The 20,126-nt window shown below is 68.1% G+C and carries 23 protein-coding genes; 10 read left to right on the forward strand and 13 right to left on the reverse strand.

Annotated elements, in window-relative coordinates; genetic code table 11:
* Positions 1-18: 18 nt before the first annotated feature.
* Both IBX22_RS30730 and IBX22_RS30735 read left to right on the forward strand, forming a co-directional pair.
* Positions 19-285 (forward strand): hypothetical protein, encoded by a 267-nt coding sequence (locus IBX22_RS30730; protein WP_194819248.1) that lies wholly within the window; start codon positions 19-21, stop codon positions 283-285.
* Positions 286-383: 98 nt separating this feature from the next.
* A complete protein-coding gene (locus IBX22_RS30735; RefSeq protein ID WP_194819249.1) occupies positions 384-2,201 on the forward strand; it encodes an Eco57I restriction-modification methylase domain-containing protein in 1,818 nt (605 codons plus the stop codon).
* On the opposite strand, the gene IBX22_RS30740 is transcribed toward IBX22_RS30735, so the two are convergent.
* The 4 genes from IBX22_RS30740 to IBX22_RS30755 form a co-directional block, all read right to left on the reverse strand.
* Positions 2,191-2,811: a TetR/AcrR family transcriptional regulator gene (locus IBX22_RS30740; RefSeq protein WP_194819250.1), complete on the reverse strand. Its 621-nt coding sequence runs from the start codon at positions 2,809-2,811 to the stop codon at positions 2,191-2,193. The two genes, IBX22_RS30735 and IBX22_RS30740, sit on opposite strands and share 11 nt — an antisense overlap.
* 100 nt (positions 2,812-2,911) lie before the next feature.
* Positions 2,912-3,112: a hypothetical protein gene (locus tag IBX22_RS30745; protein WP_228539773.1), complete on the reverse strand. Its 201-nt coding sequence runs from the start codon at positions 3,110-3,112 to the stop codon at positions 2,912-2,914.
* A gap of 181 nt (positions 3,113-3,293) precedes the next feature.
* Entirely contained in the window at positions 3,294-3,809 is a 516-nt protein-coding gene (locus IBX22_RS30750; protein WP_194819252.1) for a gamma carbonic anhydrase family protein, read from the reverse strand.
* Between the two features lie 31 nt (positions 3,810-3,840).
* Positions 3,841-4,800, reverse strand: coding sequence for a GlxA family transcriptional regulator (locus IBX22_RS30755; protein WP_194819253.1), 960 nt, complete (start codon positions 4,798-4,800; stop codon positions 3,841-3,843).
* Between the two features lie 71 nt (positions 4,801-4,871).
* On the opposite strand from IBX22_RS30755, the gene IBX22_RS30760 reads away from it, so the two are divergent.
* Both IBX22_RS30760 and IBX22_RS30765 read left to right on the forward strand, forming a co-directional pair.
* Positions 4,872-5,639: an MBL fold metallo-hydrolase gene (locus tag IBX22_RS30760; RefSeq protein WP_194819254.1), complete on the forward strand. Its 768-nt coding sequence runs from the start codon at positions 4,872-4,874 to the stop codon at positions 5,637-5,639.
* A gap of 87 nt (positions 5,640-5,726) precedes the next feature.
* Positions 5,727-6,110 carry a hypothetical protein gene (locus IBX22_RS30765; RefSeq protein WP_194819255.1) on the forward strand — a complete coding sequence of 128 codons (384 nt, stop codon included), beginning with the start codon at positions 5,727-5,729 and terminating at the stop codon, positions 6,108-6,110.
* A 3-nt stretch (positions 6,111-6,113) separates the two neighbouring features.
* Here IBX22_RS30765 and IBX22_RS30770 read toward each other — a convergent pair whose 3' ends face one another.
* Positions 6,114-6,731, reverse strand: coding sequence for a TetR/AcrR family transcriptional regulator (locus IBX22_RS30770; RefSeq protein WP_194819256.1), 618 nt, complete (start codon positions 6,729-6,731; stop codon positions 6,114-6,116).
* Between the two features lie 77 nt (positions 6,732-6,808).
* Here IBX22_RS30770 and IBX22_RS30775 point away from each other — a divergent pair, with 77 nt between their 5' ends.
* Both IBX22_RS30775 and IBX22_RS30780 read left to right on the forward strand, forming a co-directional pair.
* Positions 6,809-8,203, forward strand: a complete 1,395-nt coding sequence (locus IBX22_RS30775; protein ID WP_194819257.1) for an MFS transporter — start codon at positions 6,809-6,811, stop codon at positions 8,201-8,203.
* Entirely contained in the window at positions 8,203-9,129 is a 927-nt protein-coding gene (locus IBX22_RS30780; RefSeq protein ID WP_194819258.1) for a saccharopine dehydrogenase NADP-binding domain-containing protein, read from the forward strand. Before IBX22_RS30775 ends, IBX22_RS30780 begins: the two co-directional genes overlap by 1 nt.
* 2 nt (positions 9,130-9,131) lie before the next feature.
* On the opposite strand, the gene IBX22_RS30785 is transcribed toward IBX22_RS30780, so the two are convergent.
* The 3 genes from IBX22_RS30785 to IBX22_RS30795 form a co-directional block, all read right to left on the reverse strand.
* Complete coding sequence (locus IBX22_RS30785) at positions 9,132-9,740, reverse strand: hypothetical protein (protein ID WP_194819259.1); 609 nt, start codon at positions 9,738-9,740, stop codon at positions 9,132-9,134.
* 139 nt (positions 9,741-9,879) lie between these two features.
* Complete coding sequence (sigJ, locus tag IBX22_RS30790; protein WP_194819260.1) at positions 9,880-10,824, reverse strand: RNA polymerase sigma factor SigJ; 945 nt, start codon at positions 10,822-10,824, stop codon at positions 9,880-9,882.
* A 96-nt stretch (positions 10,825-10,920) separates the two neighbouring features.
* Entirely contained in the window at positions 10,921-11,307 is a 387-nt protein-coding gene (locus IBX22_RS30795; RefSeq protein WP_194819261.1) for a RidA family protein, read from the reverse strand.
* Positions 11,308-11,563: 256 nt separating this feature from the next.
* On the opposite strand from IBX22_RS30795, the gene IBX22_RS30800 reads away from it, so the two are divergent.
* On the forward strand, positions 11,564-12,493 hold the full coding sequence (locus IBX22_RS30800; protein WP_194819262.1) for a cobalamin biosynthesis protein: 930 nt from the start codon (positions 11,564-11,566) through the stop codon (positions 12,491-12,493).
* 119 nt (positions 12,494-12,612) lie between these two features.
* Here the strand turns inward: IBX22_RS30800 and IBX22_RS30805 are convergent, their stop codons facing one another.
* The 3 genes from IBX22_RS30805 to IBX22_RS30815 all read right to left on the reverse strand — a co-directional run bounded on the left by IBX22_RS30805 (position 12,613) and on the right by IBX22_RS30815 (position 15,102).
* Positions 12,613-13,107 carry an AAA family ATPase gene (locus IBX22_RS30805; RefSeq protein ID WP_375540298.1) on the reverse strand — a complete coding sequence of 165 codons (495 nt, stop codon included), beginning with the start codon at positions 13,105-13,107 and terminating at the stop codon, positions 12,613-12,615.
* A 631-nt stretch (positions 13,108-13,738) separates the two neighbouring features.
* Positions 13,739-14,614, reverse strand: coding sequence for an SURF1 family protein (locus IBX22_RS30810; RefSeq protein ID WP_194819263.1), 876 nt, complete (start codon positions 14,612-14,614; stop codon positions 13,739-13,741).
* The gene (locus IBX22_RS30815) at positions 14,614-15,102 is read right to left on the reverse strand and encodes a low molecular weight protein-tyrosine-phosphatase (protein WP_194819264.1); all 489 of its coding nucleotides are present in this window, start codon (positions 15,100-15,102) and stop codon (positions 14,614-14,616) included. Before IBX22_RS30815 ends, IBX22_RS30810 begins: the two co-directional genes overlap by 1 nt.
* A 428-nt stretch (positions 15,103-15,530) precedes the next feature.
* On the opposite strand from IBX22_RS30815, the gene cobC reads away from it, so the two are divergent.
* Both cobC and IBX22_RS30825 read left to right on the forward strand, forming a co-directional pair.
* Positions 15,531-16,568: an Rv2231c family pyridoxal phosphate-dependent protein CobC gene (gene cobC, locus IBX22_RS30820; protein WP_309234853.1), complete on the forward strand. Its 1,038-nt coding sequence runs from the start codon at positions 15,531-15,533 to the stop codon at positions 16,566-16,568.
* 85 nt (positions 16,569-16,653) lie between these two features.
* The gene (locus tag IBX22_RS30825; protein WP_194819266.1) at positions 16,654-17,775 is read left to right on the forward strand and encodes a Nif3-like dinuclear metal center hexameric protein; all 1,122 of its coding nucleotides are present in this window, start codon (positions 16,654-16,656) and stop codon (positions 17,773-17,775) included.
* On the opposite strand, the gene IBX22_RS30830 is transcribed toward IBX22_RS30825, so the two are convergent.
* Both IBX22_RS30830 and IBX22_RS30835 read right to left on the reverse strand, forming a co-directional pair.
* Positions 17,776-18,303, reverse strand: coding sequence for a hypothetical protein (locus IBX22_RS30830; protein ID WP_194819267.1), 528 nt, complete (start codon positions 18,301-18,303; stop codon positions 17,776-17,778). It abuts the gene before it with no gap.
* A 149-nt stretch (positions 18,304-18,452) separates the two neighbouring features.
* The gene (locus tag IBX22_RS30835; RefSeq protein WP_194819268.1) at positions 18,453-19,343 is read right to left on the reverse strand and encodes an alpha/beta fold hydrolase; all 891 of its coding nucleotides are present in this window, start codon (positions 19,341-19,343) and stop codon (positions 18,453-18,455) included.
* 132 nt (positions 19,344-19,475) lie between these two features.
* On the opposite strand from IBX22_RS30835, the gene IBX22_RS30840 reads away from it, so the two are divergent.
* Complete coding sequence (locus IBX22_RS30840; protein ID WP_194819269.1) at positions 19,476-20,120, forward strand: hypothetical protein; 645 nt, start codon at positions 19,476-19,478, stop codon at positions 20,118-20,120.
* Positions 20,121-20,126 lie beyond the last annotated feature (6 nt).

Genomic DNA, 20,126 nt, shown 5'->3' on the forward strand with positions numbered 1-20,126 from the left:
GATTAGGAGGGAACAGCAATGGAATGGATCCTGGGACTTCTAGCTGGACTGGTCGGCGGTAACCTCGCCGGCGCCAAGAGCAACCTCGGTATGGCCGGCAACAGCGCCCTCGGCGCCGTCGGCGGTGGCATCACCGGTGCCATCATCCAAGCGGCCACCAGCAGCGGCCTGGACTTCGGTCAGGTACTCGGCCAGGTCGCCGGTGGTGGTGTGGTCGGTGCGATCGTGACCGCGGTCGGTGCGATGATCACCCGCGGTCGTGGTACCGGTACCCACACTCGCTGATCACCATTGACGGCATCGGCGCGCCCGTGACATCGCACGGGCGCGCCGATGCTCGTTTCCTATCGGAATCGCCGCGCCACTGGGGCACAATCCCAGCCATGAGTGCGGCGCGCGAGCGCAAACGGCACGGGCGGCATTACACGCCGCCCGTGCTGGCGCGCTTCCTGGCGGACCGCTTGCTGGCGCATGCGCCGCCGGGGGATGTGCTGCGAGTGCTGGATCCGGCCTGTGGGGACGGGGAGCTGCTGCTAGCCGTGCGGCGCGAGGCGGCTGTGCGGCTGCCCGGGGTGCGGCTGGAGTTGACCGGATACGACCTCGACGGATCCGCGGTGGCGCTGGCACGGTCCCGGGCGGGGAACGAAATTGACTGGCACAGTGGAGATTTCCTGATCGCTGCCGGGAAACTTCCGGCGGGCGCGTTCGACGCGATCATCACCAACCCGCCATATGTGCGCACCCAGCAGCTAGGCGGGGCCGCCGCGCAGCTGCTCAGCAGACAGTTCGGCCTGACGGGCCGGATCGACCTCACCCACCCGTTCGTCGCGGTCGCGCCACGCCTGCTGAGATACGGCGGCGTTCTCGGATTACTTTGTGCCAACCGCTTTCTCACCACCAGGGCCGGGGCCAACATCCGCGCGGTACTGCAACGTGACCTAGCCCCGGTGGAACTCTACGACTTGGGGGATACCAAGCTATTCGAGGCGGCAGTCCTACCCGCGATCACCATCGCCAGGCGCGATGTAGCGGTGACCGAGTGCCGGTATGCATCGGCGTACGAGGTCGAGGTCACCGAAATCCCGAGCGAGCAAGACCTTTTCGAAGCGCTGACCCAGGACGACGGCAGCCTGATCACGCACAACGGCCGCACTTTCGCCGTCGAGGTGGGAACACTGTCGACAGGCAAGGTTCCACCCGCATCCGACCCCGCGCCTCGGCGGGAACACCTCGAGTGGAAGCAGCCCAGTCCTCCTGAGGGCCCTCCCAGCATTCCCGATGTGCCTGCTGGTCTTCCCATCATGACTCTTGGGCATTCCGGCGAACGCCGGGATTCAGTTGCTGGCACGGGATTAGAGGTGATGGTTGTTCCGGAGCGGAAGTCCGGCAGGCAGGACGATGGGGCTTGGCGGATGTCGCGGCCTGCGTTGGATGAATGGCTGGCGGGGGTCGGGGCGGCTACCTGGAAGACGTTCGGGGAGGTGGCGCGGATTCGAGTGGGGATCAAGACGACTGCGGATCGGGTGTTCATATCGGATCGGTGGCGGCAGGCGGATCCTTGCCCGGAGCCGGAGTTGTTGTTCGACTTGATTACGCATCATGACCTGGAGCCCTGGCGGATTGCGCGGGCGCGGGATACAAGGGTGCTCTACCCCTACGACACCACGCAGCCGCGGCGGATTCCGGTGGATCTGCGTGAGTTCCCCGGGGCCGCAGGGTATTTGCAGAGTCATCGGGCAGTCCTGGCCGGCCGCAAGTATGTGATCGACGGTGGGCGGGAGTGGTTCGAGATCTGGGTGCCGCAGCGGCCGCATCTGTGGCAGGTGCCCAAGCTGGTGTTCCCGGATATCAGTGTGCGGCCGAGATTCGCCTTCGATAGATCGGGTGCGGTGGTCAACGGGGACTGCTATTGGATCTCGCTGGCAGATATCGGCGCGGAACGGATCGCGTATCTGCTGATGGGGGTGGCGAATTCGGGGCTGGGGCTGCGGTTCTACGACGCGGTGTGCGGTAACCGCCTGTATTCCGGCAGGCGGCGCTGGATCACCCAGTACGTCTCGCGACTACCGGTGCCCGACCCCGGGACACGCGCGGCGTCCGAAATCATCGATCTGGTAGGCGAATTCGTGGACGGCCGCCCCCTCGACGGCGACGCCCAGCGAACTCTCGACGAGCGCGTCGATCTCGCCTTCACGCGGTGACGTGCACGCCGATCATGGGAAGCAATGTGCGCCGGGCGAACTCGCGCCCGGCGGCGGGATCGGCAAGGGGGATCAGGCCATCGGGGGTGAGGGCCAGCGAATGCGCGAGCCGGGCCATCACCTCGGCAACCAGGTCGGCATCGAAATCCGCGTCCGCGGGCCGCGATTCGCGCAGCTTCGTCGCCAGATAGGTGCGGCCGACCGCGAGGATGGGTCCGGCCTCGGTGGTGAGGCGGGGCAGGATGAGGTCGGGTTCGGTGGTCACCAGGCGGCGCAGCAGTTTGTTGCCCGCGATGGCGGCGATGAACGCGACGAAGATCTCGACCAGTTGCTCGTCAGGTCCGCCCTCGACGGCTTGCACACGCTTGTCGATCTCGGCGACGAAGCGCTGCGCCTCGCGCACGCTGACCGCTTCGACCAGGTCGTTCTTCGATTCGAAGCGCCGATACAGGGTGGCGGGGCTGATGCCGGCCCGGCGCGCGACCTCGCCCATGCTGGTGCGTTTGATGCCGAAGTCCAGGAATGCCGACAGGGCGCTTTCGAGGAGTTTCTCACCGTCACTGACGGGCTTCTCGAGGATGCGCTGCAGGATGGTCGGAACGTTCGGCATGAGGCTCCAGTCGGTGGCCGGATAGTGCGCCGCAGCGACGGTGCTGGTGCGGGGTGTTCATTATTTCACCGGCACCGTCGATCTTGCGTCCGCTATGGCCCTAACTACGCGGTAAATCGAAGGCGGCCATCTCTTGCTCGATCGCATTGGCCGCGAAATCTATACCGCTGGAGCGTAATTCGTGGACGCGACGCTGGAGGGCTTCGATCCCGCCCGGCTGCGCCGCGATATCGGCCACGCTCAACTTGCCCACCCCGCCGGCGACCGCCAGCCCCGTGGTCCGCCCCTTCGATCGGTGCATTACCGGTTCCCCGTACGCCACCGTGATACCTCCTGCCATACACGCCTGCCCCAAAAGTGTCCCCGGGGCGGACGGTTCGAACGTCTCGGCAAGAGCCCCCGGGACGCCGGGCACGCAGGCAAAATGTTATCAGTCGTTCTTACTGGACGCTTGATCAGTGTGGGCTGTCTCACACCAATCTTCACAAGACCTTTGCGTCCCGATGGGTCGACATGTTGTGCAGGTAGACCGCGCAGTTGAGGCGGATGCGATCCAGCTCGGGTTCGGTCAACTCGCGGCGAACCTTGCCGGGGACACCGGCCACCAGCGAGCCCGGCGGAATCTGCGCGCCCTCCGGGATCAGGGCATTGGCCGCGATCAGGCTGCCCGCGCCGATCACCGCGCCGTTGAGCACGGTCGCGCCCATGCCGACCAGGACGTCGTCGCCGATGGTGCAGCCGTGCAGAATCGCGTTGTGCCCCACCGAAACTCCGGCGCCGACCGTCAGCGGCATGCCGGGATCGGCGTGCAGCACGCAGCCGTCCTGGATGTTGGTCTTGGCTCCGACGCTGATGTCCTCCAGGTCGCCGCGCAGCACCGCGTTGTACCAAATGCTCACCTCGGCGGCCAGCCGCACGCGCCCGATCACGGTCGCGTTCGGGGCCAGCCACGCGGTGTCGTCAATCTCCGGCGCTACTCCGCCGATCTCGATCATCATGCTTGGCAACCTATCGTGCCCTGGAACACAGCTAGGCCACCGAGGCTCGGCGGAACATGGCGCGGTGGGCGGCGGGGCTGGTGCCGAGGATGCGGTGGAAATGGTGGCGCAGGCTGACGGCGGTGCCGAAGCCGGTGTCGGCGGCGATGCGGTCCATGGTGTCGTCGGTGGTTTCGAGCAGCAGGCGGGCGCGGTCGGTGCGCTGTAGCAGCAGCCACTGCTGCGGGCTGGTGCCGGTGCGGTCGCGGAAGCGGCGGGTGAAGGTGCGACGCGACATCAGCGCGACGGCGGCCCAGCGGTCCAGATCGATCGCATCGCCGAGATGTGCTCGGGCCCAGAGCATCGCGTGCTCGATCGGGTCGTCGTCGGCGGCGTCGGGGACGGCGACCGGAATGTACTGGGCCTGAGAGCCGCTGCGGTGCGGCGCGGTGACCAGGGCGCGTGCGAGATCGGTGGCGGCGCGGCTGCCGAGGTCGTGGCGAACCAGGTGCAGGCAGCAGTCCAGGGCGGCGGCCACGCCCGCGGAGGTGATGATGTCGCCCAGATCGGACCAGAGCGTGTCGGCGCGGACCCGGACCGCCGGGTAGGCGCGGGCCAGGTCGTCGGCGGAGGCCCAGTGCGTGGTGATCTCGCGTCCGTCGGCCAGGCCGCTGGCCGCGACTGCCCAGGCGCCCAGGCATAAGCCGACGATGCGGGCGCCGTTGGCGTGGGCGCGGTAGAGGGCGGCGTGCAGCCGGGGGGAGATGCCGGTGCCGCGGATCCAGCTGGGGATGACGATGGTGCCCGCGTTGTCGAACACATCCAGACCGTGTTTGACGTGGATGTCGAAACCGGATGGGGTGCTGAGGATTCCGGGCTGCTCGGCGCACACCACGACTTCGTACGGGGTGCTCGGATCGCCGTCGGCGCCGATCCGGCCGAACACCAGGGTGGGCACGGACAGGTGGAAGGGGCTGATGCCGTCGAAGGCGAGAACGGCCACGGAGTGCATGGCCCGATCTTAGCGGAAGGTGACTCGCGGGCCACTGGTCGTGCGGTGCGGCGGCGCGCAGGATCTTTTCCATGACCGAGACGATCGAACGCACCAGCCTGCAAGCCCTGCACATCGGCGGACCCACGCTGCGGTTCCGCTACGGCGGTCTGACCTGGCTCACCGACCCCACCTTCGACGAGCCGGGGGATTACCCGGGCCCGGTCACGCTGCACAAGCTCACCGGACCCGCGGTGCCGGTGGCGCAGGTCGGGGCGGTGGATGTGGTGCTGCTCTCGCACGACCAGCACGCCGACAACCTCGACCACTCCGGGCGGGAATTCCTGGACTCGGTCGAGACCGTGTTGTCCACGCCGGATGCGGCCGAGCGCCTGAATGGTGTTCGCGGCATGGCGAATTGGGAGACGGCGGTGGTCGGCGCGGTGACCGTCACCGCCGTTCCCGCGCTGCACGGGCCCGAAGGCTGCGAACCGGTCACGGGTGTCGTCACCGGGTTCGTGCTGCAGGCCGCGGGGGAGCCGACGGTGTACGTGTCCGGGGACAATGCCTCGGTGGACCTGGTCGGGGAGATCGCCGAGCGCGTCGGCCGGATCGATGTCGCGATTCTGTTTGTGGGCGCGGCGAATCCGGGCGCCTTCGGCGATACCGATGTCACCCTGAACGCGCGCACCGCCGTACAGGCCGCGGCGAAGCTGGGCGACGCCGTCATCGTGCCGGTGCACGGCGAGGGCTGGGCGCACTTCACCGAAACCCTCGACCACCTGGCGCGCACCTTCGAATACGCGGGTCGCGCACAGCAATTGCGGATTCCGCCCTTGGGGCAGGAGATCGGAGTCTGACCCCCTCCGGTTCATTGCCGCTGCTCGCGCCGAGGAGCGGGAGCGGGCGACGTGGCGAAATCCCGGATGCGCGAGGACACTGAGGGCATGGCAAACAATGGACCGTTCGGGATTGATCCGGAAGACTTCGAGCGCGTGCTGCGTGAGGTGGGCGTGGAATTCCGGGACAAGCTCGGACAGGCCAGTCAGTACATTGATCGCACCAGCTTCAATACCCTGGCCTCGGTGCTCGGTCAGTTCGTCCAGCAGGAGCGCCCGAGCGCGCCGAAACCGGAGGGGCCGACCACCGGCGAGACCGGCAGCGGAGTGTGGGCGATCTACACCCTCGAGGACGACGGCACGGCGCGGGTCGATCAGGTCTTCCCGAGTGAGCTCGAAGCCCTGCGCGCACATCGGGACAACACCGATGACCGGCGGCGCTTGCGCTTCCTTCCTTACGGCGTTCCCGCGAGCGTGCTCGACGCCGGGTAGGCGTCACGGCAGCAACTGACAGGTCAGCGCGTCGGCCGCCCACGACGTCCACTCCGCGGGTGTCCAGCCGCGTTCGCGGACGAGTAGGTGGTAGGTCTCGGGGGAGAGCACGGCGAGGGCGATGTCTGCCGCGCGGGCGGTATCGAGCCCGGCGCGCAGGGGGGTTTTTCCGGCGAGCGCTTCGGCCAGGCGGCGCTGGACGAGGTGGCGTTGAGCGAGGTTGGTCTGCCAGAGCTCGGCGAGTTCGGGGTCGGTGGCCGCCGCCGACCGGATCACCTCGAGCAGGGGGCTGACGCGGCCGAAAATCGTTGCGGCGGCGTCGACTTGGAATCGCAGTTGATCGGCGGGCGGGGCCGTCAGCGCGGTGGCGAACCAGGCTCGGTCCATGGTCGCGATCGGTTCGGTGTCGCCGGCGATCTCGGTGTCCAGTAGCTCGGACAGGATCGCGCGCTTGGTCGCGAAAGTGAAGTAGAGAGTCTGCACCGCCATGCCCGCTTCCTCGGCGATGGCCTTCATCGTCGTCGCCGTGTAGCCGCGGGTGGTGAACAGTTCCCGTGCCGCCGCCAGCATCTTGGCGCGGTTGGCCATCGTCCGGGCAGCGCGGGCGCCTTTCTCGGTCATACCGCAGATAGTACTTGACTAGAGCGCTACTCCAGTGAAACTCTCACTAAAGTACCGCTCTAGTGAAAGGCTTGACCATGAGTGGCAGAGAAAATTTCGGAGCACGGGAACGGCTGATCCTGCTCCTGATCACGGTCGTCGAACTCGTGGTCTTCTTGGACACGACGGTGCTGAACGTGGCGTTGCCCGACATCGGGGCCGATCTCGGGCTCAGGGAGTCGGGGCTGGGCTGGGTCACCAACGCGTACCTGCTGGCCTTCGGCGGGTTCATGCTGCTCGGCGGGCGGGCGGCCGATGTGCTCGGACCGCGGCGGATGTTCGCCGGTGGGCTGGTGCTGTTCACGGTCGCGTCCGCGCTGGCCGGGTTCGCCGATACCGCGACGGTGCTGATCGGAGCGCGGGCCTTGCAGGGAATCGGTGCGGCCGTGCTGATTCCGGCGCAGCTGGCGTTGCTCACCGCGTCGTTCACCGAATCCGGCGCCCGCAACCGGGCTTTCGGGGTGTGGAGTGCGATGGGTGCGGCGGGTGCGGCGCTCGGCACGGCGGTCGGCGGGCCGCTCACCGATCTGCTGGGCTGGCCGTCGATCTTCCTGATCAATCTTCCGGTGGGAGTGCTCGCGCTGGCCTTCGTCCGTCTGCTGCCGCCTGATTCGGCGCGGAGCGGGGACGCGCGGCTCGACGTGCCCGGCGCGATCACGGGCACCGCCGGGTTACTGCTCATCGGCTATGCCATCGGGGCGCTGGGGGATGCGACGATGCGGGGCGTGGCAGCCGCACTGCTCGGTCTGGGGCTGGCGTTGCTCGGCTGCTTCGTGTTCATCGAGACGCGCAGCCCGCATCCACTGATGCCGTTGCGGCTGTTCAGAATTCGGCAGGTGAGCGGGTCGGCGGTGGTGAATGCGCTGGTCGGTGCGGCGCATGTGCCGACCTTCGCGCTGCTGGCGCTGTATCTGCAGAACACCCAGCACTACACCGCCACCGAGTCTGGTTTGGCGGTGTTGCCGGTGGCCGTGGTGAATATTGTCATCTCCCGCAGCCTGATTCCGTTCGCGCTCGATCGGCTCGGCGCATGGCGGGTGCTGGCGGCGGGGCTCGTTTTGCAGGCCTTGGCCATGGGCTGGTTCGCGCGGTTGCCGGAGCACAGCAGCTACCTGCTCGATGTGCTGCCGGGTGCGGTGCTGCTCGGAATCGGTTTGCCCGCTGCGTTTGTCGGTGTCACCGCGCCCGCGGTGACCTCCGTCGCGCAGGCCGATGCCGGCATCGCGGCGGGTATCGTCAACACGGCACAGCGGGTCGGGTCGGGGCTCGGGGTGACCGCGCTGCTGTTGCTCGCCGAACTGGCGCCGAGCTCGTATCGGAGCGGATTGAATATCGCTTTCGGGGTGGCGGGTGCGCTGGCCGCGCTGGGCGCCGTGTTGACCGTTGTCCTGTTGCGGACGAGTGCCGTGCGGGCCGAGAAGGTGGTGCTGTGATGAGAGTGCTGGTGCTGGGTGGGTACGGAGCGGTCGGGCGGCATCTGGTCGCGCGGTTGCGCGCGGACGGGGACACCGTGCTGGTGGCGGGGCGGGATCCCGAACGTGCCGATCTCGTCCTGGATTTGGGCGAGGACGAGCTGCGGTCCTACCGGGCCGCCCTGGCGGAGGTGGACGTTGTCGTCAATGCCGCCGGATCCGAGGACGCACGGTTGGCGCGGCTGGCCGGGGAGGTGGGCGCTGCGTTCGTCGATATCACCGCGAATGCGGAATATGTTGCGCGACTGCGGGATATAGAGCCGTCGGGGCCGGTGATCGTCGATGTCGGGCTGGCACCGGGTGTGACGAATTTGCTTGCTATGGCGGTGCATTCGGAGGGGAGCGGCCCGATCGATCTGGCGGTGCTGCTCGGTGCGGGTGAGGAGCACGGGGTCGCCGCTACCGCGTGGACCTACGGACTGCTCGGACGCAACTTCGACGCCGAGGACGGGAGCGTTCGGAACTTCAGTCGCCCCACCACATTTCAGCTACCTGGATACGGGCGGCGGCGGCGGATGTACCGCGCCGACTTCTCCGATCAGCACACGCTGACCCGTGAATTGGGGATACCGGTGCGCACCTACTTCGCGGTCGACTCCCGCGTCGCCACGGCAGGTCTGGCCGCGTTGACCTGGTTGCCCGGAGCAGCCAAAATGCCACGCGGACTGCACTTTCCAGGAACCGATCAGTGGCTGGTGCTGGCGCGTCCGCGATCCGGTCCGGCTCGCTGGGTGCGGGGGCGAAATCAGTCGTGGGCTACCGCGCTGCTTGCGGCGGCGGCGGTCCGGCGGGCACGAGACTGTGCTGCGGGCGTGCGTCCGCTGCACCAGTTGATGGCACTGTCGGATTTGGCGACCGAGGAGAACTTCGAACTCGGGCAGGTCTGAAATCAGGTGCCGGACGGTCGCATCGGGCCGACCGGCGACCAGTCCTGAGCACTCCGGAGCAGGGTGAGCGCGGCGTCGGGGACGAGTTCGCGCGGCAGGACATAGCCGTTGGTGTCGGCGGGCTGCAGGTACACCGCGTCGTCGGTGGTGATGACCTTCCGGATTTCGCGGTAGGGGTGGGTGAGCGGCTGGGTGACCAGGCTCAGCTCCATCGCCTCCGGGGTGTAGGTCGCGGACATGCGGGCGCCGGAATAGCTGTAGGCCTTGATGTTCGCGGTCGGGCGGGTCATCCGGACGGCGGTGAGGATGCCTGCCAGGACCAGTTCGACAGCCAGCACCGCGCAGGCCGCGCCGCATACTTCGGCGGGTTCGCTGCCGCCGCCGTCGGCCAGGGACTGAAGGGTGTTGCGGGTCAACAGGAAAACCGGGAGGGCGAGCAGGATGCCCCAGCGCATCGGCAGCCGCCAAGCGATCAGCGCGGCAGCGCGACTGAGGCGAACGGCAGTTGTGCTGTCACAGATGTAGCTGGCCTCGATCAACAGCCCGGTATCGGATTGCGGCGCAGACAGCTTCGGGCAACTCTGCTGCTCCACCGGCTGCTGCTGTTGCATGAATCCCCGATCCTTGGTTGATGATTCGCCGCGATGGTAGACAAACCGCCGCTACCTGTCGAATCAACAAGATCATCAGGCACTGGCGGCGGGCGCTCCTCGGGGAACGCCGCCAGCAGTGCCTGATGATCTTGGCGAGTTACTCGCCGTGCAAGAAGAAGGTGGGGTCGCCTTCGGTGGGGAGGTCGTGCAGCTTGTCGGGGTTGCGGACGACGTCGATGGCGACGATGCGGCCCGCGTCGACGGTGAAAGAGAAGACGCCCGTGTGGGTTCCGTCGAAGACGACCAGGCCCGGGTGGCCGTTGACCAGGACTGCGCGGCCCCAGGCACCCTGTGCGGACGGCGCGTGGTACCAGCCGAGCAGCATCTTCGCGACCAGTTCCGCGCCGTGCACCGGCTTGCGGATGGCGGGCACCTTGCCGCCACCGTCGGCGGTGAGGCTGACCTTCGAATCCAGTACTCCCAGCAGGGCACTCAGATCGCCGGAGCGCCACGCCAGCGCGAACGCCGACACCACCTTCTCCTGTTCGTCGGGTGAGGCCGGGAAGCGGGGCGTGCCGCTCTCCACATGCTTGCGGGCGCGAGATGCCAACTGCCGCACCGCGGCCGGGGTGCGGCCCACCACCTCGGCGACCTCCGGGCCGGTCATGCCGAACACGTCCTGCAGCACGAAGGCGGTGCGCTCGGCGGGCGACAGGGCTTCCAGGACTACCAGCAGCGCGGTGGTGACGCGCTCGTCCTGGGAGATCCGGTCGGCGGGATCGTCCCACGTGGTGACCTCCGGCTCCGGCAGCCACTCACCCACGTACTGCTCGCGGCGCGCGCGGGCCGACCCGAGATAGTCGAGGGCGAGCCGCCCGGTCACGGTGGTCAGCCAGGCCCGCAGGTTGTCGATCTCGCCCGCCTTGCCCGACTCGTGCTGGCGGTGCAGCCGCAGCCACGCCTCCTGCACCACGTCATCGGCGTCGGTGAGGCTGCCCAGCGTGCTGTAGGCCAGCCGCCGCAGGTACGGGCGGTGCTCCTCGAACTGCCGCGCCCACTGCGCGGCGTCGATCGGTTCGGGAGTCGATGCCTCGGTGCTCACTGGTTCCTCGCCGTTTCATTCGGTCGGCCCCGCGGGGACCGTCTGTTCGCGTCATCTCAACGACGACGCACGGCCCAAAAGTGTGACATCGGCTCGTCAGGCCGCCGCAACCACCTCGATCTCAACCAACCAGTCGGTCTCCAGCAACTGCACCACAATCGCCGTCGTCGGCACCGCCCGCCCCCCGAGCGCCGCCACCCTGGCCTCCGCATTCGCCCCCGCATACGCCGGATCCCGCAAATAACTGGTGAGCCGCACGATGTTGTCCACCGTCATCCCCGCCGAGGCGAGTATCACCCGGATGTTCTGCCAAACCAGCTCGAGCTGCTCCGCCACCGACGCCCCGGCCACTCCCGCCGGATCCAACCCCATCGTCCCCGCCACAAACAACAACCGCTCGTGCCCCCGGACCTCTAGCGCATGCAAATAGTCAGAAGCAGCGGGATAGATACCTTCATTCGGACTGTGCGCGACCGTCTCCATCGGCCGATCATGCTGCGAACCTGTATGCCCGTCAACGGATTACGCCTGCGATCAGTGCCTCGTGGTCATTTCGCCCGAGGCCTCTCGCCCAGCCGGTGTACTTCGCGGTGGTGGCCGCTGGTCGGAACAGGCTCGCGGGTTCTGCTCGGGGCGTGCGAGGGGCGACAGCGGCGCGGGCGGGTGGGATGGTTCCGGTCTCCGGGATCATCGGGGGTTGGGGGAGGGGCGGGGGCGGGGTGGTCGTTACCCTCGGCGGATGCGTTCGGGAACTGCGACTGCGGCGGGGTTGGTGCTCGGGTTCGCGTTGGATCGTGCGCTGGGGGATCCGCGGCGGTGGCATCCGGTGGCCGGGTTCGGTTCGGCGGCAAGCGCGTTGGAGTCGGTGACCTATGCCGATCGGCGGGTCAACGGTGTGGTGCACGAGGTTGTCGCGGTCGGCGCTGTGGTCGGGCTCGGGTATGGGTTGCGGCGTGGTGGGGTGGCGGCGACAGCGCTGGCGACCTGGACCGTGCTGGGCGGACGCAGCCTCGCCCGGGCCGGCCGGGAGATGGCCGAACGGCTCGAATCCGGCGACATCGACGGTGCACGCGCTCTGCTGCCCTCCCTGTGCGGCCGCGACCCCTCGGTGCTCGACGCCGACGGATTGGCCCGCGCCGCACTGGAATCCATCGCCGAGAACACCTCCGACGCGACCGTCGCCCCCTTGGTCTGGGGCGCTCTCGCCGGCGTCCCGGGCCTGCTCGGCTACCGCGCCGTCAACACCCTCGACGCCATGATCGGCTACCGCAACGACCGCTACCGCAACTTCGGCTGGGCCGCCGCCCGCACCGACGACGTCGCCAACCTCCTGCCCGCCCGCGTAGCCGGAACCCTCACCGCCGCCTTGGCCCCCGTGGTCGGCGGCCGCCCCCGAAACGCCATCCGCGCTTGGCGCCGCGACGCCGCCAAACACCCCAGCCCCAACGCCGGCGTCGCCGAAGCCACCATGGCCGGCGCCCTCGGCATCCAACTCGGCGGCCGCACCCAATACCGCTACGGCACCGAACTCCGCCCCACCCTCGGCGAAGGCCCACCCCCGGAGGTCCCGGACCTGCGCCGCGCCGTCCGCCTGTCCGAGGCAGTGCAACTCGCAGCGGCACTCACCACCGCGGCGTTCGCCCTATTGGGCAATCGCCGAAAGGATTGAAGCCCGACGACGACTCTGGCTAGGGCGACGCCATATGTCCGGGGACGGCCGGGACGTGCGGCGCCATATGTCCGGGACGGCCGGGATTCGTGGGCAGGGACGCCCATGTCACTTAGGGGCTATTGCGAGATCCGAGGTCCCGCGAGGGCTGCCAGCTGATCCACCACCTCGCCCAGCGGTTTCCGGGTGTCGATCTCCACACTCGCCGCCGAGCGCAACAGCGGCTCGATTTCGGCAATATCAGCCATGATTCGTTCGCGTTCTCCGGCGGCCTTCCCGAACGGGTTGGTGTCGCGTTGCGCAATACGGTCCAAGATCACCGGCACCGGAGCACTGAGCAGCACGATCTCATCGAACCGTGGATAGAACCCGACCTGGTTCCACACAGTCCCTCCGATGAACACCGATTCACCAGACCGTTCATGATCTGCGATCAACTCCTCGATCCGATCTTCGCGCCACTGCCGCTCCGACCCGGTGCCGTCCGGACGCGGCAAGTCCGCTATCCAGCCCCCGTAATCGGTATCGACCACCCGATAACCGCGCTGCGCCAACGCAATCAACGCCGTCGACTTCCCCGTACCCGACATCCCCGTCACCAAAATCACCGCCACCCAGCGGATAGTAAACGGCCCGCACGCGACAAAGACATCGCCGGGGCTAGACGGCCGCATCCATCATCGGGCCGGCGAGTGGGACATGGTGGAGGGCCTACTCGACCGTTGCCGCAGCCATGTCCCAATCGCCGCCAGCTCGGCAGGGCGTCGTTAATGGAGGAGGTGATGGGTCCCTGTTCGGTGGTCGTGGATTGTCACTTGGCCAGGTGAGCCGGCGGGTGGCACAGGTCGTCGTGGAGGATCAATGTGACGAGAGCGGTGGGCACGGACGCGCCAGCGCAGACGTCCACGCCGATCATGCCGAAACATCCACGGCGGGGCCGACTCTCGGTCGCATCCTCGGAAGCCATTCGGTACATCGCATGCGCTGCAACGCCTCGTACTGAAGCATCCGCTTCGACTGACGAAAACCCGCCCCGCGTGCGGTGAGTGGCACATGGTGGAGGGGCCACTAAGACGTTGCCGCAGCCATGTCCCGTTGGCCGTCAGAGGGATTGCCGACTGGAGGTTGTCGCGTGTGGCTGGGTGGCGGCTCGGTGAGCAGGTTGGTTGGCGCAGCCATGGGCCAGGCGTCCGGTGGGCATCAGTGGCTACTCGAATGTTGGTGCGGCCAGGGGGTTCTGCGGGGTCAGCCGCGGCCGTAGCGGTCGGCTAGGCGGGCTTCGGTGGCGGGAGCGGAGTCGGTTGGGGGAGGGCCGGATTCCGTGGGATCGGGTGGGGCGGAGGTGGGTTCGGGGGTGGGGCGGCGTTCTCTGCGGCGTTCGCGGAGTTCGGCGTAGACGAAGTAGCCGAGGCCGAGGGGGGCCATCAGGCCGAAGGCGAGCCATTGGAGGCCGTAGGAGAGGTAGGGGCCGGCGTCGAGTTGGGGGAGGGGGGTGGGGGTGAAGGCGCCGGGCTGGTTTTCGGAGAGTTGGAGGTAGCCGCCGCGGTCTTCGCCGGTGGGGAGGGGGGTGATGGGCTGGGCGAGGACGGTGGCTTCCTGGGTGATGTCGATCGAGTAGACCTGGCGGTAGCCGTCTTGGGTGAGCGGGTCCTTGCCGGGGGTGACGCCCTCGGAGGTGCGGACGCGGCCTTCGAGGCGCTGCTGACCGGCCGGGGCGGCGGGGATCGGGGGCGGGGCGGAGGTGCCGTCGAGGCCGGCGATCATGCCGCGGTCGACGAGCAGGATGTGTCCGTCGGTCAGTTTGAAGGCGGCGAGGACGCCGTAGGCGGGGGCGCCGTCGAGGTGGCGCAGGCGCACCAGCACGGTGGAGTCGGGGACGTAGCTGCCTTCCGCGGTGACTCGCCGCCATTCGGTGTGCCCGTCCGCCTGGGCGAACAGGCTGGTGACGTCGACCGGGTCGGCGCGCACCGAGTCGGCGATCAACTCGTTGCGGTGTTCGGTGGCGGTGTTCTTGCCGAGCTGCCACGGGGCGAGCACGGTGAAGCACATGTAGGCGAAGGCCACGACGACCACGGCCAGGATCACCCAGCTGGGACGCAGGAGGAAGGTGAGTTTGCGCATCAGCGGGGTCCGTCGGGGAGTTCGGCGCGCACCCAGTCGAGCAGGCCGGGGATGGCGGCTTCGATCTGGTCGCGGACCAGTTCGAAATCGGAGGTGTCGCCGTAATAGGGGTCGGGCACGTCGGGTCCGTCGGCGTCGGGGTCGAAGCTGCGCAGGAGTGCGCGCTGCTCGGACGGGACACCGAGATGGGCGAGTGCGCGCTCGTGGGTGCGGTCGAGCGCGACCAGCAGATCGGCCGTCAGATGATCGGGACCGAGCACCGCGGCGGCATGTCCGACGGGGTAGCCGTGGCGGCGCAGCGTGGCGGTGGTGCGCGGGTCGGCGTCGTCCCCGACATGCCAGGATCCGGTGCCCGCGCTGCTCACCCGCACCCGGTCGTCGAGCCCGGCCAAGCGCAGATGGTGCGCGAACATCTTCTCCGCCATCGGCGAACGACAAATATTCCCCGTGCAAACGAACGATATGTGCAGCTCACCCACGACAGCCATTGTGTCGGGTCCGGGTACGTCGCGCCTACCCCGGGGTGCCGAGTTGTGCCGCCCGCCACCGCCGGACGCGACCTCGGGCCGATCGAGCCGGACCGGCGCACCGATTCTTCGGTGTGTCACCGCGTGTCGCAGCGATTGGGCGGGTCCGGGCAGATCGGAGCTCCGCCACGCCGCCGCGATGATTGCATTAGGAGCGGGGGTTACCCAGTCTTGACACCCATGTCCCCCGCGTGCCCGGCCTGCTCCTGGCCCTCCCCGATGCAGGTGTCCTCGCACCGTTCCGTTCGCTACCTCCGCTGTGTGTGCGGCGAATGGCTGATCGCACGCGGCGATTCGGTGAGCTTGATGGCCGGCCGTGGCTGCATCACCGCACCCGAGCACCTCGAATTGATTCCGCTCCCCGAGGAGTGACCTACTACGGTGATCTGGTGCCCGAGGAGAGTGTCGACCACGCGAAACTACGTCACCACGGTGATGTGGATGCGGTGCCGGGCATGCTCGACTTCGCGGTGAACGTGCAGGGCAGCGCGCCGCCGGAGTGGTTGCGGGCGCGGCTGGCCGCGCGGCTGGACGCGCTGGGCCGCTATCCGAGCGCCGCCGAGGACGCTGACGCGCGGGCCGCGGTGGCGGCTCGGCACGGCCGGGATCCGGGCGAGGTGCTGCTGCTGGCCGGGGCCGCCGAAGGATTCGCGATGCTGCCGAAACTGGCGCCGCGTTCGGCGGCGGTGGTGCATCCGTCGTTCACCGAGCCGGAACTGGCGTTGCGCGAGGCCGGGGTGCCGGTGCATCGGGTGCCGCTGGAGCCGCCGTACCGGCTGGAGTCGGCGGTCGTTCCCGACGACGCCGACCTCGTGGTGCTGGGCAACCCCACCAACCCGACCTCCGTCCTGCATCCCACGGCGGCGATTCACGCACTGCGCCGTCCGGGCCGGATCGTGGTCGTCGACGAGGCATTCGCCGATGCGGTTGCGGGAGAACCGGAATCGCTGGCCAGCTTGCGCGCTCCCGACATTCTGGTGCTGCGTAGCCTGACCAAGACCTGGGCCCTGGCGGGGCTGCGCTGCGGGTATTTCCTCGGTGCGCCTGAGGTTTTGGCCCGGTTGAACCACGGCCGCGCGCATTGGCCGCTGGGGACACTGCAATTGGAGGCGATCATCGCCACCGCCGAACCCCGCGCGGTGGCCGAAGCGCAGCACCGGGCAGAAGTGATTGCCGCCGACCGTGATTCGATGATCGCGCGACTGACCGAAGTCGGGGTCCAGATCCACACCCCCGCCCAGGGGCCTTTTCTGCTCTTGCGCGTCACCGATGGTGAACTGCTCCGAAAGCACCTGGCCGACCAAGGTATCGCCGTCCGGCGCGCCGACACCTTCCCCGGCCTCGGTCCGGACCACTTGCGAGTGGCGGTGCGCGGCGCTGCCGAGGTCGATCGGCTGGTTGCGGCGATCCGTGCGTCAGGTTTGTGACATGCGCTGAGCTCGCATGGTCCGGCCGGAAGCGCAGTGATCGTCCGGAGTTGTTGGAAGTAAGTAAATCGATGGAAGGTGGATCGTGACGACGCTGGCGGAACTCATCGGAGTGCTGGACGCGGCGTACCCGCCGAAGCTGGCGGAGTCGTGGGATTCGGTGGGGCTGGTGTGCGGGGATCCCGAGGACGAGGTGACCCGGGTCCTGTTCGCGGTGGACGCCACGGCCGGAGTTGTCGACGAGGCCATCGACTGGCGGGCACAGGCTTTGGTCGTGCACCATCCTCTGTTGCTGCGCGGGGTGGATTCGGTGGCGGCGGACACCCCGAAAGGCGCGCTGCTGCACCGGCTTATCCGATCGGGGTGCGCGTTGTTCTCGGCGCATACCAACGCGGACTCCGCCGATCCGGGCGTTTCCGACGCGCTCGCGGCGGCGATCGGCCTCACCGTGACCGGACCGCTCGATCCGAAACCCACTGCGGCTGTCGACAGCTGGGTGATCCAGGTGCCCCGCACGCACACCGATCAGGTCCTGACGGCACTGTTCGCCGCGGGTGCCGGTGGTCAGGGCGCGTACCACGAATGCGCCTCGCGCACCGCGAGTCTGGGGCAGTTCCGGCCGATGACGGGGGCGAACCCGGCGATCGGCTCGATCGGTGACCTGGAGCATGTGGAGGAGGACCGCGTCGAAGTCATCGCGCCGCCTTCGGCCCGCACTTCCGTATTGGCCGCCCTGCGCGCCGCGCACCCGTACGAGGAGCCCGCGTATCACGTCACCGAACGGGCCGCGCTGCCGTCGGGGCTCGGTATCGGCCGGGTCGGCACCCTTCCGGAGCCGGAAACGTTGCGCGACTTCACCGCTCGTGTCGGCGCGGCCCTGCCGCAGACCGTGTGGGGCGTCCGTTCCGCCGGCGACCCGGATCGGATGATCCAGACGGTCGCCGTGTGCGGCGGCGCGGGCGACTCCTACCTGGGCAAAGTCTCGGCCCTCGGCGTCGACGCCTACGTCACCTCCGACCTGCGCCATCACCCCGCCGACGAACACCTGCGCGCGGGCGGCCCCGCCCTGGTCGACGCAGCACACTGGGCCACCGAGTTCCCGTGGTGCGGTCAGGCGGAGGCGATCGTTCGAAATGCACTGCCCGGCTTGGAAACCCGAGTCAGCACGCTGCGCACCGACCCGTGGACGGTCAGCGCGGGCGACTGACTAGCTGGCGGGTCGTTTCCTGAGACGCATGACCACGTACGCGTTCGCCACCCCGAGAGCTAGGAACGGCAAGCCGACGAGCGACGCCCCGCCGAGTGATTCCAGCGGGCTCCGCTCGCTCGGATCACGCCGCGGGTCAGGTCCGAACGCTTGGCCGAGAATGCCCAAGGTGATGATGGTGCAAAGAAGAACCATGGCCGAACAGCCGACCGACGCGAACCAACGCCCGACACGAAATTCGCGCCGTCCCAACGCGAACGCGCCGATCAGCAGCACCACAGTCAGCGGCCCGAACATCAATTGCCCGGCGATACCGATGAAAGTCCAGAGGGCAAACACCTCGCCGATCATCGTGCTTTTGTCCACGACGCGTTCCGCGGCCAACGATACGAAGAGGAACAGGATCGGTGCCAGCGCCACCCCCGTGGCCCAGGCCGGGTCCCGCGGCAGGCACTCCATCGTGCGCTGGGACACTGGAGCCGCTTGGACCGAGCCCAGAGGTCTACCCGGTTCTGCCTGCTCAGCCATCCGGTCAGATTGACACGGCGTCGCCGGATCGGGCCAGTCGAATTTTCTTGCCGCGAACCATGGCGAAGCTCGCGGCGGCGGGATGGCCGGAGTCACGTCGCTTATGGCGCGGCTGCGCGAAAAGTCATCGCCGCCTGAGGCTTTGCTGGTTATGGATTCCGCGGCGTGGACGCGACCGAGGCCAGGAAGGTGGTGAGGGCGTCGGCAACTTCGGTGGGCGCTTCTTCGGCCATGTGGTGGGCGGAGGGGATGGGACCACCCTGAAGTGCGGTGGTCCAGGGACGCCACACGTCGAGGACGTCCCCGTAGAGGTATTCGAGATCGTCCTTGGTGCTCCACAACACCTGGGTGGGGCAGGCGACGCGGCGGCCGGTAGCACGGTCGGCGTCATCGTGGGTGCGGTCCACGGAGAGGCCTGCGCGGTAATCCTCGAGCATGGCGTAGACGGTGCGCGGGTTGTGGATGGCGTGGTGGAAGTCGGCGAAGTTGCTGGCGCCCATCGCTTCCGGGCTGTTGTGTGGTGCGGCATACCAGGCGTCCGGGTCGGCGTTGATGACGCGTTCAGGGGTTTCGGGCTGCGCGAAGAAGAACCAGTGATACCAAGCCTCGGCGAACCTGGCATCGCAGCGGGCCAGCGCTTCGCCGATCGGAACGGAGTCCATCACGGTCAGGGCGGTTACCGCGTCCGGATGGTCGAGGGCCAGGCGGAACGCGACGTAGCTGCCGCGATCATGGCCCGCGACGGCGAACTGCTCGTGTCCGAGGTGCCGCATGAGGGCGAGCATGTCCGCCGCCATCGCCCGTTTGGAGTAGGGCGCGTGGTCGGGTGTGGTTGGGACGACAGTGGATTCGCCATAACCGCGCAGATCCGGGCAGATTACCGTGTGGTGCCGCGCGAGCAGCGGGGCCACGCGATGCCAGGTCGTGTGCGTGCGCGGATGCCCGTGCAGAAGCAGCAGCGGCGAGCCCCGCCCGCCGTGCCGAATCCGCAGCGTGACCTCGCCGACCGTGACTTGTTCCAACGTGAAAGTGTCGAACACGATCATCGAGTGTCCCGCTCACCGGCTTCGAAACCCTCGACCGTTAGCCACATGAAGTATCAAGTGGCGCTAGGCAGTTCAGGTTGCCGCGATCGTGCGAATTGACGGGCCGATCGGGGGTATAACCAGCGCATGAACTTCTCTGTGGACTTCGGGGTCGTGCAGATCGCGATGATCCTGCTCATCGTGCTGGGGCTGGCACTGCTGATCTCGGCGCTGATCAAGGTGCGCCGAGTCGGCGGTATCCGGATCCTGCTCGGGCGCGGGTCGGCAGGCTTGGTGCTGCTCGTGGTCGCGGTGGTGCTGCTGTGGTTCGCCACCCTCATGCAGACCTACCTCGGGCTGAGCGGCGAGATCAAAGCCGCGCACGTCGTGGTGAACGAGGTTCCCGGGCAAGACCATCAGCTCGAAGTCGACCTCACCCTCTTCGGCCAGGACGGCGAACCGGACCGGCGGGAGAAGCACCTGGTCCAGGGTGACCAGTGGGCGATGCAGGCCAACATCGTGGAACTGGAACCCTGGGTGAACGCTCTCGGCTTCCACTCCGGATACAAGGTGAGCCGCCTGTACGGCCAGCGCACCGACGGCGAACCGACCACCCAGCGCCACATCTTCCTCAACGGCAGCGACAAGGACTTCTACGACGACATGCGCGAAGGCGAATGGTGGACAAAGCCTTTCGTGCGTTCGGCATACGGAAACGCGGTCATCGCGGTCCCGGGTGAATGGGACGTCTACATCTCCCGCGACGCCATCAAGGTCCGCAAACCCGACTGATCCCCC

Origin of the sequence: Nocardia sp. XZ_19_385 (assembly GCF_015355755.1) — a bacterium.
In the GTDB taxonomy this organism is placed as follows: Bacteria; Actinomycetota; Actinomycetes; order Mycobacteriales; family Mycobacteriaceae; genus Nocardia.

Bases quoted from the DNA above. Each gene is read 5' to 3' on its own strand.
- IBX22_RS30730 (WP_194819248.1), top strand. From the start codon at position 19: ATGGAATGGATCCTGGGACTTCTAGCTGGACTGGTCGGCGGTAACCTC.
- IBX22_RS30735 (WP_194819249.1), top strand. From the start codon at position 384: ATGAGTGCGGCGCGCGAGCGCAAACGGCACGGGCGGCATTACACGCCG.
- IBX22_RS30740 (WP_194819250.1), bottom strand. From the start codon at position 2,811: ATGCCGAACGTTCCGACCATCCTGCAGCGCATCCTCGAGAAGCCCGTC.
- IBX22_RS30745 (WP_228539773.1), bottom strand. From the start codon at position 3,112: ATGCACCGATCGAAGGGGCGGACCACGGGGCTGGCGGTCGCCGGCGGG.
- IBX22_RS30750 (WP_194819252.1), bottom strand. From the start codon at position 3,809: ATGATGATCGAGATCGGCGGAGTAGCGCCGGAGATTGACGACACCGCG.
- IBX22_RS30755 (WP_194819253.1), bottom strand. From the start codon at position 4,800: ATGCACTCCGTGGCCGTTCTCGCCTTCGACGGCATCAGCCCCTTCCAC.
- IBX22_RS30760 (WP_194819254.1), top strand. From the start codon at position 4,872: ATGACCGAGACGATCGAACGCACCAGCCTGCAAGCCCTGCACATCGGC.
- IBX22_RS30765 (WP_194819255.1), top strand. From the start codon at position 5,727: ATGGCAAACAATGGACCGTTCGGGATTGATCCGGAAGACTTCGAGCGC.
- IBX22_RS30770 (WP_194819256.1), bottom strand. From the start codon at position 6,731: ATGACCGAGAAAGGCGCCCGCGCTGCCCGGACGATGGCCAACCGCGCC.
- IBX22_RS30775 (WP_194819257.1), top strand. From the start codon at position 6,809: ATGAGTGGCAGAGAAAATTTCGGAGCACGGGAACGGCTGATCCTGCTC.
- IBX22_RS30780 (WP_194819258.1), top strand. From the start codon at position 8,203: ATGAGAGTGCTGGTGCTGGGTGGGTACGGAGCGGTCGGGCGGCATCTG.
- IBX22_RS30785 (WP_194819259.1), bottom strand. From the start codon at position 9,740: ATGCAACAGCAGCAGCCGGTGGAGCAGCAGAGTTGCCCGAAGCTGTCT.
- IBX22_RS30795 (WP_194819261.1), bottom strand. From the start codon at position 11,307: ATGGAGACGGTCGCGCACAGTCCGAATGAAGGTATCTATCCCGCTGCT.
- IBX22_RS30800 (WP_194819262.1), top strand. From the start codon at position 11,564: ATGCGTTCGGGAACTGCGACTGCGGCGGGGTTGGTGCTCGGGTTCGCG.
- IBX22_RS30810 (WP_194819263.1), bottom strand. From the start codon at position 14,614: ATGCGCAAACTCACCTTCCTCCTGCGTCCCAGCTGGGTGATCCTGGCC.
- IBX22_RS30815 (WP_194819264.1), bottom strand. From the start codon at position 15,102: ATGGCTGTCGTGGGTGAGCTGCACATATCGTTCGTTTGCACGGGGAAT.
- IBX22_RS30830 (WP_194819267.1), bottom strand. From the start codon at position 18,303: ATGGCTGAGCAGGCAGAACCGGGTAGACCTCTGGGCTCGGTCCAAGCG.
- IBX22_RS30840 (WP_194819269.1), top strand. From the start codon at position 19,476: ATGAACTTCTCTGTGGACTTCGGGGTCGTGCAGATCGCGATGATCCTG.